At 66.0% G+C, this 14,664-nt stretch carries 18 protein-coding genes; 10 read left to right on the forward strand and 8 right to left on the reverse strand.

Translation table 11 applies throughout. The features are described 5' to 3' along the window. The 4 genes from QN357_RS12455 to QN357_RS12470 all read left to right on the forward strand — a co-directional run. Positions 1–237: GNAT family N-acetyltransferase (locus QN357_RS12455; protein ID WP_323504952.1), on the forward strand; the 237-nt coding region annotated here is incomplete at its 5' end. 465 nt (positions 238–702) lie between these two features. Then, entirely contained in the window at positions 703–1,677 is a 975-nt protein-coding gene (locus tag QN357_RS12460; protein WP_322136301.1) for an NAD-dependent epimerase/dehydratase family protein, read from the forward strand. Between the two features lie 55 nt (positions 1,678–1,732). Next, positions 1,733–2,158 (forward strand): hypothetical protein, encoded by a 426-nt coding sequence (locus tag QN357_RS12465; protein WP_134447153.1) that lies wholly within the window; start codon positions 1,733–1,735, stop codon positions 2,156–2,158. Positions 2,159–2,168: 10 nt separating this feature from the next. Beyond that, positions 2,169–2,606 (forward strand): VOC family protein, encoded by a 438-nt coding sequence (locus tag QN357_RS12470; protein WP_322136302.1) that lies wholly within the window; start codon positions 2,169–2,171, stop codon positions 2,604–2,606. A gap of 16 nt (positions 2,607–2,622) precedes the next feature. Here QN357_RS12470 and QN357_RS12475 read toward each other — a convergent pair whose 3' ends face one another. The 3 genes from QN357_RS12475 to QN357_RS12485 form a co-directional block, all read right to left on the reverse strand. Further along, positions 2,623–4,761, reverse strand: coding sequence for an elongation factor G-like protein EF-G2 (locus QN357_RS12475; protein WP_322136303.1), 2,139 nt, complete (start codon positions 4,759–4,761; stop codon positions 2,623–2,625). A gap of 109 nt (positions 4,762–4,870) precedes the next feature. Beyond that, positions 4,871–6,013, reverse strand: a complete 1,143-nt coding sequence (locus QN357_RS12480; protein ID WP_322136304.1) for a DUF6544 family protein — start codon at positions 6,011–6,013, stop codon at positions 4,871–4,873. A 76-nt stretch (positions 6,014–6,089) separates the two neighbouring features. Beyond that, complete coding sequence (locus tag QN357_RS12485; protein ID WP_322136305.1) at positions 6,090–6,716, reverse strand: TetR/AcrR family transcriptional regulator; 627 nt, start codon at positions 6,714–6,716, stop codon at positions 6,090–6,092. Between the two features lie 203 nt (positions 6,717–6,919). Here QN357_RS12485 and QN357_RS12490 point away from each other — a divergent pair, with 203 nt between their 5' ends. From QN357_RS12490 to QN357_RS12500, 3 genes are all read left to right on the forward strand, one after another. Then, positions 6,920–7,540: a dihydrofolate reductase family protein gene (locus tag QN357_RS12490; protein WP_322136306.1), complete on the forward strand. Its 621-nt coding sequence runs from the start codon at positions 6,920–6,922 to the stop codon at positions 7,538–7,540. 74 nt (positions 7,541–7,614) lie between these two features. After that, a complete protein-coding gene (locus QN357_RS12495; protein WP_134447165.1) occupies positions 7,615–8,307 on the forward strand; it encodes an alpha/beta fold hydrolase in 693 nt (230 codons plus the stop codon). 135 nt (positions 8,308–8,442) lie between these two features. Further along, positions 8,443–8,823 (forward strand): VOC family protein, encoded by a 381-nt coding sequence (locus QN357_RS12500; protein WP_322136307.1) that lies wholly within the window; start codon positions 8,443–8,445, stop codon positions 8,821–8,823. A gap of 43 nt (positions 8,824–8,866) precedes the next feature. Here the strand turns inward: QN357_RS12500 and QN357_RS12505 are convergent, their stop codons facing one another. The 3 genes from QN357_RS12505 to QN357_RS12515 form a co-directional block, all read right to left on the reverse strand. Then, entirely contained in the window at positions 8,867–9,424 is a 558-nt protein-coding gene (locus QN357_RS12505; protein ID WP_322136308.1) for a hypothetical protein, read from the reverse strand. An 11-nt stretch (positions 9,425–9,435) separates the two neighbouring features. Continuing rightward, a complete protein-coding gene (locus tag QN357_RS12510; RefSeq protein WP_134561807.1) occupies positions 9,436–9,639 on the reverse strand; it encodes a hypothetical protein in 204 nt (67 codons plus the stop codon). A 94-nt stretch (positions 9,640–9,733) separates the two neighbouring features. Continuing rightward, a complete protein-coding gene (locus tag QN357_RS12515) occupies positions 9,734–11,032 on the reverse strand; it encodes a LuxR C-terminal-related transcriptional regulator (RefSeq protein WP_322189571.1) in 1,299 nt (432 codons plus the stop codon). Between the two features lie 101 nt (positions 11,033–11,133). On the opposite strand from QN357_RS12515, the gene hxlB reads away from it, so the two are divergent. The 3 genes from hxlB to QN357_RS12530 all read left to right on the forward strand — a co-directional run bounded on the left by hxlB (position 11,134) and on the right by QN357_RS12530 (position 12,842). Then, on the forward strand, positions 11,134–11,718 hold the full coding sequence (gene hxlB, locus QN357_RS12520; RefSeq protein WP_322140683.1) for a 6-phospho-3-hexuloisomerase: 585 nt from the start codon (positions 11,134–11,136) through the stop codon (positions 11,716–11,718). Between the two features lie 78 nt (positions 11,719–11,796). Further along, the gene (gene hxlA, locus QN357_RS12525; RefSeq protein ID WP_134558723.1) at positions 11,797–12,420 is read left to right on the forward strand and encodes a 3-hexulose-6-phosphate synthase; all 624 of its coding nucleotides are present in this window, start codon (positions 11,797–11,799) and stop codon (positions 12,418–12,420) included. A gap of 95 nt (positions 12,421–12,515) precedes the next feature. After that, positions 12,516–12,842, forward strand: coding sequence for an antibiotic biosynthesis monooxygenase family protein (locus QN357_RS12530; protein WP_134447179.1), 327 nt, complete (start codon positions 12,516–12,518; stop codon positions 12,840–12,842). Here the strand turns inward: QN357_RS12530 and QN357_RS12535 are convergent. Both QN357_RS12535 and QN357_RS12540 read right to left on the reverse strand, forming a co-directional pair. Next, positions 12,831–13,475: a phospholipase gene (locus QN357_RS12535; protein WP_322189570.1), complete on the reverse strand. Its 645-nt coding sequence runs from the start codon at positions 13,473–13,475 to the stop codon at positions 12,831–12,833. The two genes, QN357_RS12530 and QN357_RS12535, sit on opposite strands and share 12 nt — an antisense overlap. After that, positions 13,472–14,374 (reverse strand): VOC family protein, encoded by a 903-nt coding sequence (locus QN357_RS12540; RefSeq protein ID WP_322140682.1) that lies wholly within the window; start codon positions 14,372–14,374, stop codon positions 13,472–13,474. Before QN357_RS12540 ends, QN357_RS12535 begins: the two co-directional genes overlap by 4 nt. Positions 14,375–14,664: the final 290 nt, after the last annotated feature.

Consider the following 14,664-nt stretch of genomic DNA (forward strand, 5'->3'; position numbering starts at 1 on the left):
TACGGCATAGTAGAAACACACATAGTGGTCCTGTTTTCAAACGGCACTATTGGCCCTGTTTTGGGTCGGCGTCAACACTTCGCCCGAAACGTCTTGGGGGCAGCTCACCTGGTCGCGATCATCCACCCCGATAACCGGGCCTCAAGAGGCGTCGCGGAAAAGATCGGCCTTGAATTCGAAGAGGATGACCGTGGCGGAGCTATAGACGTCCGCTCCGTCTACGGGTTACGTCTGTGACCTGTCCTTCCTAGCCGGATGCTCCGCGAACTGAATTCGCATTAGGTGTGCGTCGTCGCAATGATCGTGACCACAACCACCGCAACGGTGAAAACGGCAAGAATCAGCCATCCCTGCCACGTGCGCGGACCCCAGCCGCCACCCAGTTTCTTCGGACCAAACCACGGTTCATGTTCTGCCACTTCGTCCCCCAAGAAAAGTTGAAATCTTCGTGACGCCGCCGCGGTACAATCGCACAGTCCCCGCGCTCGCACTCTGCGCGAGCGACACGATGAGGCCACTCTAGTGAGCGCCCTGACCTGACGACTATCCCCCGTTGTCGCGTTCCGCGTGCCCCCGGAGGAAACCCACCCATGCTCCGTTGTTATCGAAGGCCCGAACCACGGTCGCCTTCGGTTCCTCCGAGCTGTGCGCTCGTGGCGAACCGCCCGGTCTTCGCATGTCTGATGCACTTAGCTGTTGAGCGTGACGCACACACTCATCCTTGGCGGGACGGCCTGGCTCGGCCGCGAGATCGCCCAGCAGCTGGTTGAGGCGGGCGAGGACGTCACCTGCCTGGCGCGCGGCGAGTCGGGATCGGTAGCCACGGGCGCGACCCTCGTGCGCACGGACCGGCGAGCGTCGGACGCTTACGATGCAGTCAGGAATCGCACCTGGGATGACGTCATCGAGCTCAGCTGCGAAGCCGGCCTCGTAACCGGGGCGTTGGAGGCTCTGGCCGGCACCACCCCGCATTGGACGCTGGTATCTTCCGTCTCCGTGTATGCAAGCAACAGTGAAGCGGATGCCGATGAAGACGCCGATCTCGCCGAACCAACCGACCCGGCTGAGTACGCCCACGCCAAGGTCGCCGCCGAACGGGTCACATCCCGGGCCGTCGGCGACCGTCTCCTCATCGCCAGACCCGGTCTCATCGTGGGGCCGGGCGACACCAGTGACAGGTTCAGCTACTGGGTGGCTCGCCTGGCCCTGGCCTCGCATGAGCCTGTTCTCGTACCCGATGCTCATGGCCGTGCCGCGCAGTTCATCGACGTCAGGGACCTCGCTGCGTGGATCATCGCTGCCGGTCACCTCGGTCTCACGGGCACCTACAACGCTGTCGGCGTCCAACGGGAGCTCGCAGACGTTCTTGCTGCCGCACAGCAGGTCGCAGGCCACGATGGCGAACTCATCCCGGCGGAAGACGACTGGCTGGTCGCACACGGAGTCAACTATTGGGCTGGGCCCCGCTCCCTGCCCCTTTGGCTTCCCCGCAGCGCGGATGCGTTCTTCCAACGCAGCCGCCAACGGTTCCTCGAATCCGGGGCGATGGAACGAAGCATCCACGAGACCGTGCACGATGTACTCGCAGACGAACGAATTCGCGGCCTGGGCCGAGAGCGACGAGCGGGACTCAGCCGAGAAGACGAACTCCGCCTTATCGGCGAACTCAGCGAATGATGAACGAATAGGTCGGGTCCGAAGGCGGTCCGGGCGCTGTCGCTATACTCGCGGCATGCGGATCCGCCCAATAGACCTCGTCGACGTGCTGGTCTATCTCGTGGTGCTGGGAATGTTCATCGAGCTGTTTCCCGACGTCATCTCCGAAAGCTTCCTGTTGGCACTGCTGACGGCGATCCTGCTCAAGGTCGTCCTTGAACTCGTGCTCTTGGTCAAGAAGAATATCGTCGCGCGGATCCGCTCGGCGGAAACTCGTTGGGTTCGAATCGTCAACGTAATCACTCTGGTGCTGCTGCTGCCGGGGAGCAAGTTCCTGGTGCTCGAACTGGTCGCCCTGGCATTCGGAGATGCCGTCCGTCTCGGCGGTTTCTTTCAAGTCACTGTGCTGATCATCGTTCTCATGCTCGCGCGAGGCGGAATACGACGGGCGTTCAGGGTGGCCGACGAGACCGCAGGGTCCGGGATCGATCCGGTTCAGTAGCATGAAACGCATGTCCATCAAGCTTGAGAATGTCGGCATCGCCGTTCGCGACCTCGAAGCAACGATCGCCTTCTTCACCGACCTCGGTCTCACGGTCATGGGCCGTGACGAAGTCAGTGGCGAGTGGACCGACACCGCCGTCGGCCTCGATGGCAACCACGCCAGAATCGCGATGCTGCAGACGCCAGACGGTCACGGGCGTCTCGAGCTCTTCGAGTACATCCATCCCGAAGCGATCGAGACGGAGCCCACTCGTCCCAACGTGATCGGCATGCATCGCATCGCCTTTTCCGTCGACAGCCTCGACAAAGCCCTTGCGATAGCCGCGACGCACGGATGCTTTCCGCTTCGCGGCGTCGCGACCTATGAGGACGTCTACAAGCTCACCTATGTCCGCGGCCCCAGCGGCATCATCGTGATGCTCGCTGAGGAACTGAAAAAGAACTGAAGAAGACCTGACCGACTCACAGGGTCACGGAATCAGCCGCCACATTCAACGGCGCCGGTTCGTGCCGCAGGTAGGCGCGACGGAATCGTCCACTTCCCGCGGTCAGGGCCCGGAGATCCATCGCGTACCGCAGTAACTCCGCATCCGGAATCTCGACGGTGACCTCACTCCGTTCCTCTCCGACCGACGTGACCCCGGTCAGGTGACCCCGGCGGGTGGACAGGTCGGTCATCACCGTGCCCACATAGCTGTCCGGCACGTTGATCGTCACCGCGGAGACCGGTTCCAGCAGCTGGATCCGGCTCGCGGCTGCGGCCTCGCGCAACGCCAGCGCCCCGGCGGCCTGAAATGCGGCATCCGAGGAGTCGACGCTGTGCGCCTTGCCGCCGACCAATCTCACCCGGATGTCGACGACCGGGAACCCGGCGGAAACGCCCTTCTGCATTTGTGCCCGGACGCCTCTTTCGATCGACCCGATGTACTGGTTCGGGACCACCCCGCCGACGACCTTGTCGACGAACTCGAAGCCCGCACCGCGTTCGAGCGGTTCGACCTCGATGTCGCAAATGGCGTACTGCCCGTGCCCACCGGACTGCTTGACATACCGTCCCCGCGCGGCAATGGGCCGGGCGAACGTCTCCCGCAGCGGCGTGATGACACCGACGGTCTGCACCTTCACACCCTGGCCGCGCAGCCTGTCGAGCACGACCTCGGCGTGCGCCTCCCCCATGCACCACAGGATCAGTTGGTGGGTTTCGGCGTTCCGTTCCACGCGCAGTGTCGGGTCGACGGCGGCGACCTTCGCCAGGCTCCTCGCAAGCGCATCTTCGTCGCCGTGCGTCGCCGCCTGCACGGCGACGGGCATCAGCGGCTCCGGCATCTCCCAGGGAGTGACCAGCATCGGCCTCTCCGGAGCGGACACGGTGTCGCCGGTCTCGGCGCTCGACATCCTGGTGAGCGCGCAGATGTCACCCGCAACGCAGTACGGTGCCGGGCTGAGGGAAGACCCCATCGGGAACTGCAGGTGCGTCACTCGCTCATCACTGTCGTGGTCCGTTCGGCCCCGATCGACCAGCCCGGATCCACCGATGTGCACGGTCGAGTCCTCCCGGATCGTGCCGGAGAAGACCCGCACCAGGCAGACCCGCCCAAGGAAGGAATCGATGGTGGTGCGCACCACTTCGCCGAGTAGCGGCCCAGCTGGATCGCACGCCAGAGTCTCGATCGGCCGACCGTCCAGCTCCGCCACCGCCGGCACGCCGCGTTCCACCGGCGACGGGAAGGCCCCGGTCAACAGGTCGAGCACCTCCGCCACCCCTACCCCGGTTTCAGCGGATGCCGCCAGCACGGGAAAGAAGGACCCGCGGGCGACGGCGATTTCCACGTCCGCGATCAGGGTGTCGAGGGGGATCTCTTCGCCGCCGAGATAGCGATCCATCAGCGTCTCATCCTCGCTCTCGGCGATGATGCCCTCGATCAGGACGGCTCGCGCCGACTCGGAGTCGGCGCGTTCGACGTCGTTCGCCTGCCGACGGGCGGGACGCGGGGTGCCCGCCGAGTAGTCCGATACCGTTCCGGAGAGCAGCCCCAGCAACCCGGTGATCTCCCCGGCTGTGCGGATCGGCACGTAGACCGGCACCACCGAGGAGCCGAAGGCGCGCTGGAGTTCGGTCAGAACCGTCTCGTAGCGGGCCCGCGGATGATCGATCCGGCTGATCACGACGCCGCGCGGCATTCCGATGCTCTCGCATTCCGCCCAGAGTGCGGATGTGGCCGCGTCGACACCGTCAACGGCGGAGACGACGAACAGCGCAGCATCCGCCGCCCGGAGGCCGGCTCGCAGTTCGCCGACAAAATCGGCGTAGCCCGGGGTATCGAGCAGATTCACCTTCACCTGGTCGACAACCAGCGGAAGCACCGAGAGCGTCACGGAACGTTGCTGGTGGATCTCGGACGGATCGGAATCGCTCACCGTCGTGCCGTCGAGGATCGACCCCATCCGGTTGATGGTGCCGGTGGCCACAAGGAGCGCTTCGGAGAGCATCGTCTTACCAGCCCCCGAGCGGCCGACCAGGGCAACGTTTCGGATCTTCTCCGGACGATCCGGTGGTGCCGTCGTCCCGTTGGACGTGCCGTGTGTGCCTTTTCCGGACATGAGCAGCTCCTGACGTCGTTGTCTCGACTTTCCCGCACCGTTGTAGTCGATTTGACACCCGAGCAGGACCGGACGGCAAGGGCCGGGGCGGTCGCGTTCCCGGGAGTGATCACACGCGCGTCGCTGCAGTACCGGCGTTGTAGGTGATGGCGTCGAGGTTGTATTCGAGGTAGACGAACTCGCCCGGCGGGGCGGTTGGATGCCAGCGGCCTTCACCATGGGCGGCGAGTCGGCGGGAGCCGAACGCACGATAGTCCCGTACCGGCGTCGACCACGGTTGCGGCGTGAAGGTCGAGCCATCGTGCGAGGTGCTCATCCGGTCGTCCGAGCGGAAGTCGACGAGATCGCCGTCGCGAAAGGTCAGGTCGGCGCTCACGGTCTGCGCACCGTTCGTGAATACGCCCCTGGCATGAGTGTCGTCGATCTGCTGCCAGGCAATCGGCGCGTCGATGAGTGCCGCCGGGGCCAGAATGCACAGGTCGTTGAACAGGGTCACGGTCTCCGCCCGGTCCATCTCAGGCCCAGCGGCGTTCATCATCCGCAGCAGGGAGCACAGCTTGACGCGCATCGTGGCGGACCGGCCGACGAACACGTGCAGTACGTCGACCGGCAGGCCGAACATCGTGGCGTCCATCCAGAACAATCGACTGGGCGTTGGGCCGTACGTGTTCACCTGCTCGCCGGTGTAGGTCATCCACCGTGATGTCGCGCTTGCGCGGATCCGGCCGTGGATCGTGGCACGCAGGGTCGAAACCCGGGGCTTGCCGACAGCGCCGGAGCGGCGAATATGCTCGGCGACCAGTGCCGGGAGATGAGCCAGGTCGGATTCCGACACCAGCGCGCCCGTGTCGGGTTCGGCTTCACGCAGCGCGGTTGCGACACGACGCCGGTACTCGGCACGGTAGCTTCTCGGTCCGTTCGACGCGAACTCGTAGCCGAGCGCCGCGAGCAGCACGAGGTTGGCGAGGGTTCCCGCCTTGGCGTCGCTCCACGAAGTCAGTATCACGGTCTGGGAGATCAGCAGGCCGATGATTCCGGCGACCCACCACATCCGTGCGCGGGCCGCGAACAGCACTCCTGTCGCGACGAGCATGATCGCGGCGGCGAGCCACACCACGCCGAGCGCCGGCGCGATCGGCTCGGTCAGCGTCGCCACCTCGGCCCAGGCAAGACCGTGGGCAGCGCCGAGGAGGTGGAGCGATCCGTGTGCGATCAGGATCAGGACGACGAACCACCGCGCGAGGGTCCTCACGGGAGCACCGCCCGCACTCAGTAAACGGGAAGGGGGTCTACACGAGTGCGCAGACGTCGAGTGGTCGAGTTGCCGGTCATTCGCCGGGGCCCGTCCCAAAGCGGGCGAGCACCAGATCGACGGCCGCGCGCGCGTAGCCGGGTTCGATCGGCGCACCCGTGATCAAAAGGCTGAAATACAACGGCCCGGCAAGCGAGTTGAGCACGAAGTCGGTGTCCGTATCGGCGGCGAGCTCGCCGGAGGCGATTCCGCGCTCGACGGCAGAGCGCCAATCGAGTTGGTTGGGCTCGATGATCAGCTCGCGATAACTGGTGGCGAGCACGGGGTCGGCGGCCATCTCTGCCACCAGGCCGGGCAGAACGCGCCCCAGCGGAGTCCGGGTCAGGATGTCGATGAGCTGTTCGGTCAAGAAGAGCAGGTCGCCGGCGGCGCTGCCGGTCGCGCTGCTCCGTGCCGGACGCATTTGGGTCACCATCGCCTCGACGACGAGCTGCGACTTCTGCGACCACCGTCGATAGATGGCGGGTTTACTCACGCCGGCCCGCCGGGCGACCTCCGCCACGGTCAGGCGGGCATAGCCGACCTCAGCGAGCAATTCGATCGTGGCTCGCAGAATCGACCTGTCCGTGCCCGGATCGCGTGGGCGGCCCACATCGCTGCCCCGACCGCCGGGCCGGCGCGGCGCCATCGGTGACTCGGACACCAGAACCGCCTTCCCTTTTACGTTCCTATTAGTAACGTAACTGATGTCGTCGAGTTACGCAACGAGGCGTTACGGAACCGCCTCGCGCTTACCTGTAACCTCATCCCCAAGCCGGCCGGCCCCCTGGGGGTTCTTGACACGGTGGCGATTGGCCTGCATGGTGCTCGATGAGGCGGCTCAGCGCCGCGACGGAAGGAGTTCTCGTGACCGGTCGCATCCACATCGACCTGTTCTCCACGCTCGACGGAGTCTCCCAGGCTCCCGGGGGCCCTGAAGAAGACACCGACGGCGGGTTCAGGTTCGGAGGCTGGCAGGCGCCCCTGATCGACGAAGCAGACGGTGCCCAGATAATGGCAGGAATCCAGACCATGGACGCCCTGCTTCTGGGGCGGCGGACGTATGACATTTTCGCCGGGTATTGGCCAGACCAGCTCGACGGGTCCGCGTCCGAAATCGCACACAAATTCGACGCGATCCCCAAATACGTCGTGTCCCGGGGCACGCCGGACCTCACGTGGCGCGACTCACACCAGCTCGGTCGCGACCTCGCCGCTGAGCTGGCGGTGCTGCGCGAGCGGCACGAGGAGATCCACGTGATCGGCAGCATCGACTTCGCCCGCACTCTCGTCGCGGACGGCTTGTTCGACCAGCTGAACCTCTGGGTGTACCCGATCGTGCTGGGTGCGGGCAAGCGCCTCTTCCCACCCGACGGGCCGCCTGCGTCCCTCGAACTACTCGGCGCCGGGACTCCGTCGGAGAAGGGCACGATTCTCCTGCGCTACGGCTGGAAGGGTTCGACCCCGGAGACCGGCGACATGACCTGAGAAGACTGCTGTCAGATTCACGACCTCGCGCGGAGCCCGACCCGACTGTCGGTGGCCCGGTAGACACTGGACACATGAAGATCGTCATGGTTCCGCCATTGCTCTGCTCTCCCCTCGCTTACGCACCGGTGATCAATACGGTCTGGTCGCGCGGTCAGGTCACCCTGGCCGATACCCGTCACGACGATACGATCGCTGCCATGGCGGAACGAATCCTCCGCGAGAACGCCGGTGAAATCGCTGTTCTCGGAACAAGCATGGGAGGGTACGTCGCCTTGGAAGTGGTCCGGCAGGCACCCGACCGGGTCACTGCCCTCGCCCTTGTGAGCACGACCGCCCGAGCCGACACCCCGGAGCAGATCACCGCGCGGTCCCGGCAGTCCACACTCGTCGAGAACGGACATTTCGACGCTCTCGTCGACGCCGCCTTCCCCGGTGTCGTCTCAGCAGACAACGAGTCTGACGAAACGCTGCTGGCGACGTGGCGAGCCATGACGGCGCCCGTCGGCCCGGCCGCTTTCCTTCGCCAGCAGCGTGCCGTCGTTCAGCGCGCTGACCTCCGCTCGATACTGCCGTCCATAACCTGTCCCACAGCGATCATCCATGGAGCCGCGGATCGTCTGATCGCCCGCGACGCTGCCGAAGAGACCGCCGCCGCAATGCCTGCAGCCACAGTCACCATCATTGAGGGCGCCGGTCACTTGCTCTTTCATGAACAGCCAGCAGCAGCGCGCAACGCCGTAGCCGCCTGGCTCGAGTCAGTGTGAAGCAGCCGTAACCGTCCTCGAACCGTTGCGAGCGGCACACGCTGGCCCGATGAGCCACGGAATGCACGGAATGCACGGAATGCACGGAATGCACGGAGGCTAGCGCGGGGCGAGCCTCCGGTGCAGGCTGAGCGCATGGGCAATCCCGTCGTGCACTTCGAACTCATCGGTCCCGACCCGGCCCGGTTGCGTGAATTCTATTCGGCGCTGTTCGGCTGGGATGCACCCGCGGGCGCCCCGGTGGCACCCGCGATTTCCGCATCCGCTGAATACTCGTTCATCACCCCGGAACCCGGCTGGGCACCGGCAGCCGGCGGAATCGGCGGGGGCGAGGGATTCGCCCCGCACTCGATCTTCTACGTCGGCGTCGCGAGCGTGAGCGACACGCTCGAGGCCGCCCAGCAGCTGGGTGGAACCGTCGCTCTCGGGCCGCAACGCAATGAGGGCGCTGAAATCACCATCGGACACCTCCGGGACCCCGCCGGAAACCTCATCGGCGTCGCCGGCCCCGCTTGACCGATCCTGACGTTGCTGGGGATAGATCTTCTGGCGCGGTGACCTAGCGGTTTTCGTCCCCGCCGCGCGTCCCCGCGTCAGAGCCTTCGCGATCTTCGATCGTCCGGAGTATCCAGGCTCCGGCGATCAGAAGTACGCCAAGCGGAAGCAGAAGGTCGCTCAGCGGTCCGCCCAGGTAGACGACGAAGTCTCTCAGGAAGGTCGAATCTCCCTGAATCGTCTGGGTCCAGGTCGAGATGTTCAGCTGGACGACAAAGCCGATCGCCGCGAGCACGAGTCCGAGAATGAGTGCGGCGCGAGACGTGAGCCGCAGCGGCCAGGTCGGCGCATCTTCCGCGGCTTCCAGTGGATCCCTGATGGTGACCGCTGCTTTGTCCGCCAAAGCGCGCACGACCACCGACGCGACCATCAGGGCCATCCCCAACGGCAGCAGAACGCCGGGGAACAGCACTCCCACGAGCCGCACCAGATCACTCGACAGCCAGTCCGGGTTTACGGCGCCGAACAGAGACGTGTACAGCAACCTGACTGCGACAAGTCCGAGAACGGTCAGAACCAGACCGATCCAGAATCCGCGGGCGGGAGTCAGGGTGCGGGCCATCCTCGATCCCTTCACAGGCCTCTCTGGCCTTTTTCGACATCCGCCTGGAACTGCGCGAACGCCTGCGACAGCTCGGGATTCGAACCCCTAAGCTCGCGAGCCGCCGCCCTGGCACGCGGCCGGGCAGAGAGGAGGTAGAACGCGGCAAGAACGATGACCGCCAGCACCAGTCCCCCACCCGCTATCAGCACAATCATCAAGCCACCTGCAGTCATGAAGAATCCTTCCCCGATTCCGAAACCACTGTCCGCCAAGCATCACACGAATCGCCGGTCAATGCCGCTTTATTCTGAGGGCGTGAATACCCGGTCAGACCAGGGCGGATGGCGTCTCTGCCTGGCGGACGAGGGAAGCCAGCTCGGCGCGGTTCACTGCCCCCATCTTGCGCAGCACGTTCGCGACGTGGAACTTGACCGTGTTCTCGCTGATCGACAGGGCCTCCGCGATCGCACGGTTCCGCGCCCCGGTTGCCACGAGGTCGAGCACGGCCTGCTCACGTACTGTCAGGCCCCATCCGGCCGCCGGCGCAGTGGCTGACGAGGGTGGGTCGAGGGGTAGAGAGACGACAATGTCCGAGCCCCACCCCGGCGTGGCATCCACGTGGAAGTCGCCGTCGAGTGCCGCCACCCGGGCGACGAGTTGGCGTACGCTGGGCGTCTCAGTGGACAAGTCACCCGGACCGTCATCGCGAATGTTGATCAGCAGGTTGTGGCCGTCGCAGTCCCACTGCACCCGCACTCGGGCGACGCCGGGCTGATCGACCAGGGCGAGGACGGCACCGCGCACGATCGCACGTCCGGCGTGGGCGACCTCGCCCGGCAACGCGCGGCCATTGACGGGCGGTTCGATGAACTGCACGTCGAGGTCCCCGAAGCGGGCCAGGGGCCTCAGGTCATTTCGGAGCCGCTCGAACGCCCGGGCGACCGGCTCCTCGGACAGGATGCGGTCGCGGTCGCTCACCGCGCGCAGCTGCACCATGGCGGCGACGGCCAGGTCGATCGCCGTCTGCCGCGCGGCCGCGTCTCCGGTCTGGCGCGAACGCAGAACCGCGAGCAGCAGCTCCAAAGTCGTGGAGTGGGCATCCGTCAATTCGGCGATGAGCGTGGCCCGGTCTCGCGACGCCATCCGCGAATCGCGCAGATAGTCCGGCGCGGCCACGACGACCTGGTTGCGGATGCCCGACGCGACCAGTTCCCAGAGTGCGGCGACGAGGTCCTTCGTTTCACGGACTCCGGTCGGGGTCGCCCCGGTCAGGTCGGGATCGGTCAGGACCAGAAGGGCACCTGTCAAAGCGATCCAGGCCGACATCGTTCGCTCCGACCGGGCCAGCAGCGCCCGTTCGTTCCATATCGATCCGCCTCGCGCCGCAACGGTATCGCGGAGAATGTCGAGTTCCGCGATGGTGACGTGGTCGATGACCTCCGCCTGGCCGGCTTTCTTCTGTGGGCGCCCCGTGCAGTCCTCGGTGAAGATAACCAGGGCGCCGTGCGGGATGCGCTGCTGCAGCAGGGCGGAGAAGGCCCCCGCAATGCCGAGCAGCGGGTTCGCGAGTACCTGCCGGAGCTCGATGAGCAACTCGATCGAAGGGGACTTACTCGCTTCTGACATAGATCAACCCTACTCAAAGTGCGGCAACCTACCCGAAGGAGTAGTCACATCCGCTCGTTCGGGTGGCCTGAGACGCGAACGGTGCAGCGCACGATCGAGAGATGACACCTTCCACTTCATTCGCTCGTACCACCGACTCATTGCGCCGGATTTCCGGCGAAGTCGACGGCATCGTGGAGCGGATCGTCACGGAGTCCCCGAGCGATCTCGACCGGGCCGCGGAGCGGATCCGCACCGCACGTCGGGTCTTCGTGCTCGGTGCCGGGCGCTCGGGCCTGGCCCTGCAGATGACGGCAATGCGCCTGATGCACCTGGGCCTGGATGCGCACGTGGTCGGCGAGGCGACCAGCCCGGCGATCACTGGCCAGGACGTGCTCCTGGTCGCAAGCGGCTCGGGAACGACGGCCGGAATCGTCCGCGCCGCTTCCACCGCGGCAGGCGTCGGAGCAGGCGTCGTCGCCATCACAACGGACCGGACCTCTCCTCTCGGGGAACTCGCGGACGTGATCGTCGTGATCCCGGCCGCAACGAAACAGGACCACGCCGGTGTTCTCTCTACCCAGTACTCCGGAGGACTGTTCGAGCAGTCGCTGGTCCTCGTCGGAGACGCGCTCTTCGACGCGCTTTGGAAGATGTCGGGCGCCACGGCGGAAGAGCTCTGGCCCCGGCACGCGAACCTCGAATAACACCCACCGGATGCCTCCCTGGGCCGCGACCGCGGTGCACCAGGAAGAACCCAGCACAACCGAAGTAAGGAATCAGCAATGAAACTGCAGGTCGCCATGGACGTCACCACTCTCGACGCCGCCCTCACCCTCGCCGCCCAGGTCGCGCCGCACGTCGACATCATCGAACTCGGCACCCCGCTCATCAAGAGCGAAGGGTTGCGCGCCGTCACCGCCATCAAGAACGCGCACCCCGACAAGCTCGTGTTCGCCGATCTGAAGACGATGGATGCCGGCGAGCTCGAGGCCGACCTGGCCTTCACCGCGGGAGCGGACTACGTGACCGTGCTCGGCACCGCCGGAGACAGCACGATCGTCGGTGCGGTCAAGGCCGCCACCGCTCACGGCAAGGGCATCGTCGTCGACCTGATCGGTGTGGCCGACAAGGTCACCAGGGCCCGTGAGGTCACCGGCCTCGGAGCGGTCTTCGTTGAGATGCACGCCGGTCTCGACGAGCAGGCGGAGCCTGGCTTCACCTTCCAGACCCTCCTCAACGACGGCGAGACCGCGAAGGTTCCCTTCTCCGTCGCAGGTGGCGTGAACCTGTCCACGATTCGGGGAGTCCAGCGCGCGGGCGCCACCGTTGCGGTCGCCGGGGGCGCCATCTACGGCGCCGCCGACCCCGCCGCCTCGGCCGCGGAGCTGCGCGCCGCGATCATCTAGGAGTCAGGCGAGCCACCGAGGGTTCATGCAGCCAGCGGTGGCAGCATGGGGCGAACGACGCGGTCACCACCGCATTCACAACAGAAGGAAGCCCGATGACGATCATCAAGATCAACGCGATTACTGTCCCAGCCGACAACGGCGATGAGCTGGCTCGCCGGTTCGCCGCCCGCGCAGGGGCCGTCGACGACGCCCCGGGCTTCGAAGGCTTCGAACTGCTGCAGCCGACCGACGATCGCACCACCTGGCTGGTCATCACGCGCTGGGCCGACGAGGAGTCCTTCCAGGCGTGGTCCACGTCGCCCGCCTTCGCGCACGGGCACCGCAGCGAGGCCCCGCAGGACGGGAAGCCCGCTGCGCGCCCGGTCGGTGTGAGCAGCGAGCTGTGGTCATACACCGTTGCCGGTGGTTCAGCCAACTGAGACGAGGGCCTCCGTCAGGAACCGCGACACGTCGTCGAGTTCTTCTGCGGAGATCGAGTGCGGCAGACCGGCATAGACCTTCTCGGTCAGGGTGCTGTGGCCGGGCAGCCAGGCGCTCGCCCGTGCTGTCGTCTCCGCGGAGATGACCCGGTCGGCATCTCCGTGGCCGAAGAACACCGGCGTGCGTGTAGCCGCAAGGACCTCATCGCCTGGGAGCGTGGCATCGAGGGTGAATCCCGAGAGGACGACCCCGGCGGGGAATCGCCCGGGAGCCTGGCGGAGAAGCTGGGTGACCATGAGGCCGCCCTGCGAGAAGCCGAGGGGAACGACGGGCGTGCCCGGGTGCACGTGGGCGTCCAGCCACGCGAGTACGGCATCCGCTGCCTCGATGACGGACTCTGCGCCCGGGCGCCCCGGCACAGTGATCGGGAACCAGGCGAACCCGCCGGTCGGCAGACCGAGCGGCGCACGCAGCGACACCCAGTCGAACGCGTCGGGCAGGTAGGCGGCGAGGCTCGGCAGGTCGCCTTCGTGCGAACCGTAACCATGCAGAAGCAGCAGGAGTGGGCGGGTCGACGGGAGCGCGGGGTCGACGCCGTCGCGGCGGGCCGTGATCTCGATGGCGGGGCTCACGCCGAGGCCTCGCCGACGGTCAGGGTGACGCGGGTCTTCCAGGGGTCGTCGACGCGGATGCTGGTGCCGTCGTCGTGAAGCGGAATCGCGCGGTGGCGGAGTCGTTCGGCCACAGCATCGAGATCAGCGCGGCCGGGAACGGTGATCGCCACGTCGGCGAGGCCGAGGGTCGCGGCACGCGGACCGACGCCGCGGCTGTTCCAGACATTCATCGCCATGTGGTGGTGGTAGCCGCCGGCACTCACGAACAGCGCGCCGGGGAAGTCGAGGGTCGTTTCGAAGCCGAGGGCGTCGACGTAGAAGCGCCGGGCCATCTCGAGGTCACCGACCTGGAGGTGAACATGGCCGACCTTGGCCGGACCGACGGCCAATTCTCCCCCGTCCGCGGGCAGGTTCTTCTGCAGGAAGGCGCTCGGGTCGAGCGCAAGCGTGTCCATCTGGACCTGGCCGTTCTTGTAGACCCACTCCGACCGGTCCCTGTCGACGTAGAGCTCGATCCCGTTACCCTCAGGGTCGGTGAAGTAGAAGGCATTGCTGACGATGTGGTCAGCGCTGCCGACGAAGCTCGAACGCTGGTCACGGGCGGCCTGGAGCACGGTCGCGGCCAGGCCGGCGCTCGTGTCGAACAGGATGGCGGTGTGGAAGAGTCCGGCCTGGCTGCGGGCGGGAACCGGCAGGCCAGGGGTGTGCTCGAGCACAACGAGCGGGGTCGTGCCGCGACCGAGCACGACGGTGGTGCCCTGCGCGCTGATCGGGTCGAGCGCCAACGCCTCGCGGTAGTAGGAGGACATCAACGCGAGGTCGCCGACGCGCAGCGTGACGGCATCCATGCCTGTCGTCGCCGCGAGGAGGTCGCCTGTGGCGGCGCGGGATCCGGTGAGGTCAGTGGTCAGTGTCATGTTCGTCTCCTGCGGTCGCGTCGGGCTCACAAGTCATGCCCAACCCGCTTAGTTGAACCGACAACCAATACTCTAGCAGCATTACTTGAAGCGTCAAGTAAACTTTCCAGGCCGCTCAGGAGACTCTCGAATTTGCGCTCAGAATGATATTTAAGTCTGACACTCAAACCTCGATGGCCTAAATAAACTGAGTAGATCTCGTATTCGTGTTCGATTCGGGGTAGAATCGGGGTATGGCAGGAGCTTCAGATCCCCAGTCACACACCCCGCAGGCCCACGATTCAGTGGCC

The sequence above is a fragment of the Cryobacterium sp. RTC2.1 genome (genome assembly GCF_035018685.1).
Lineage (GTDB): Bacteria > Actinomycetota > Actinomycetes > Actinomycetales > Microbacteriaceae > Cryobacterium > Cryobacterium glucosi.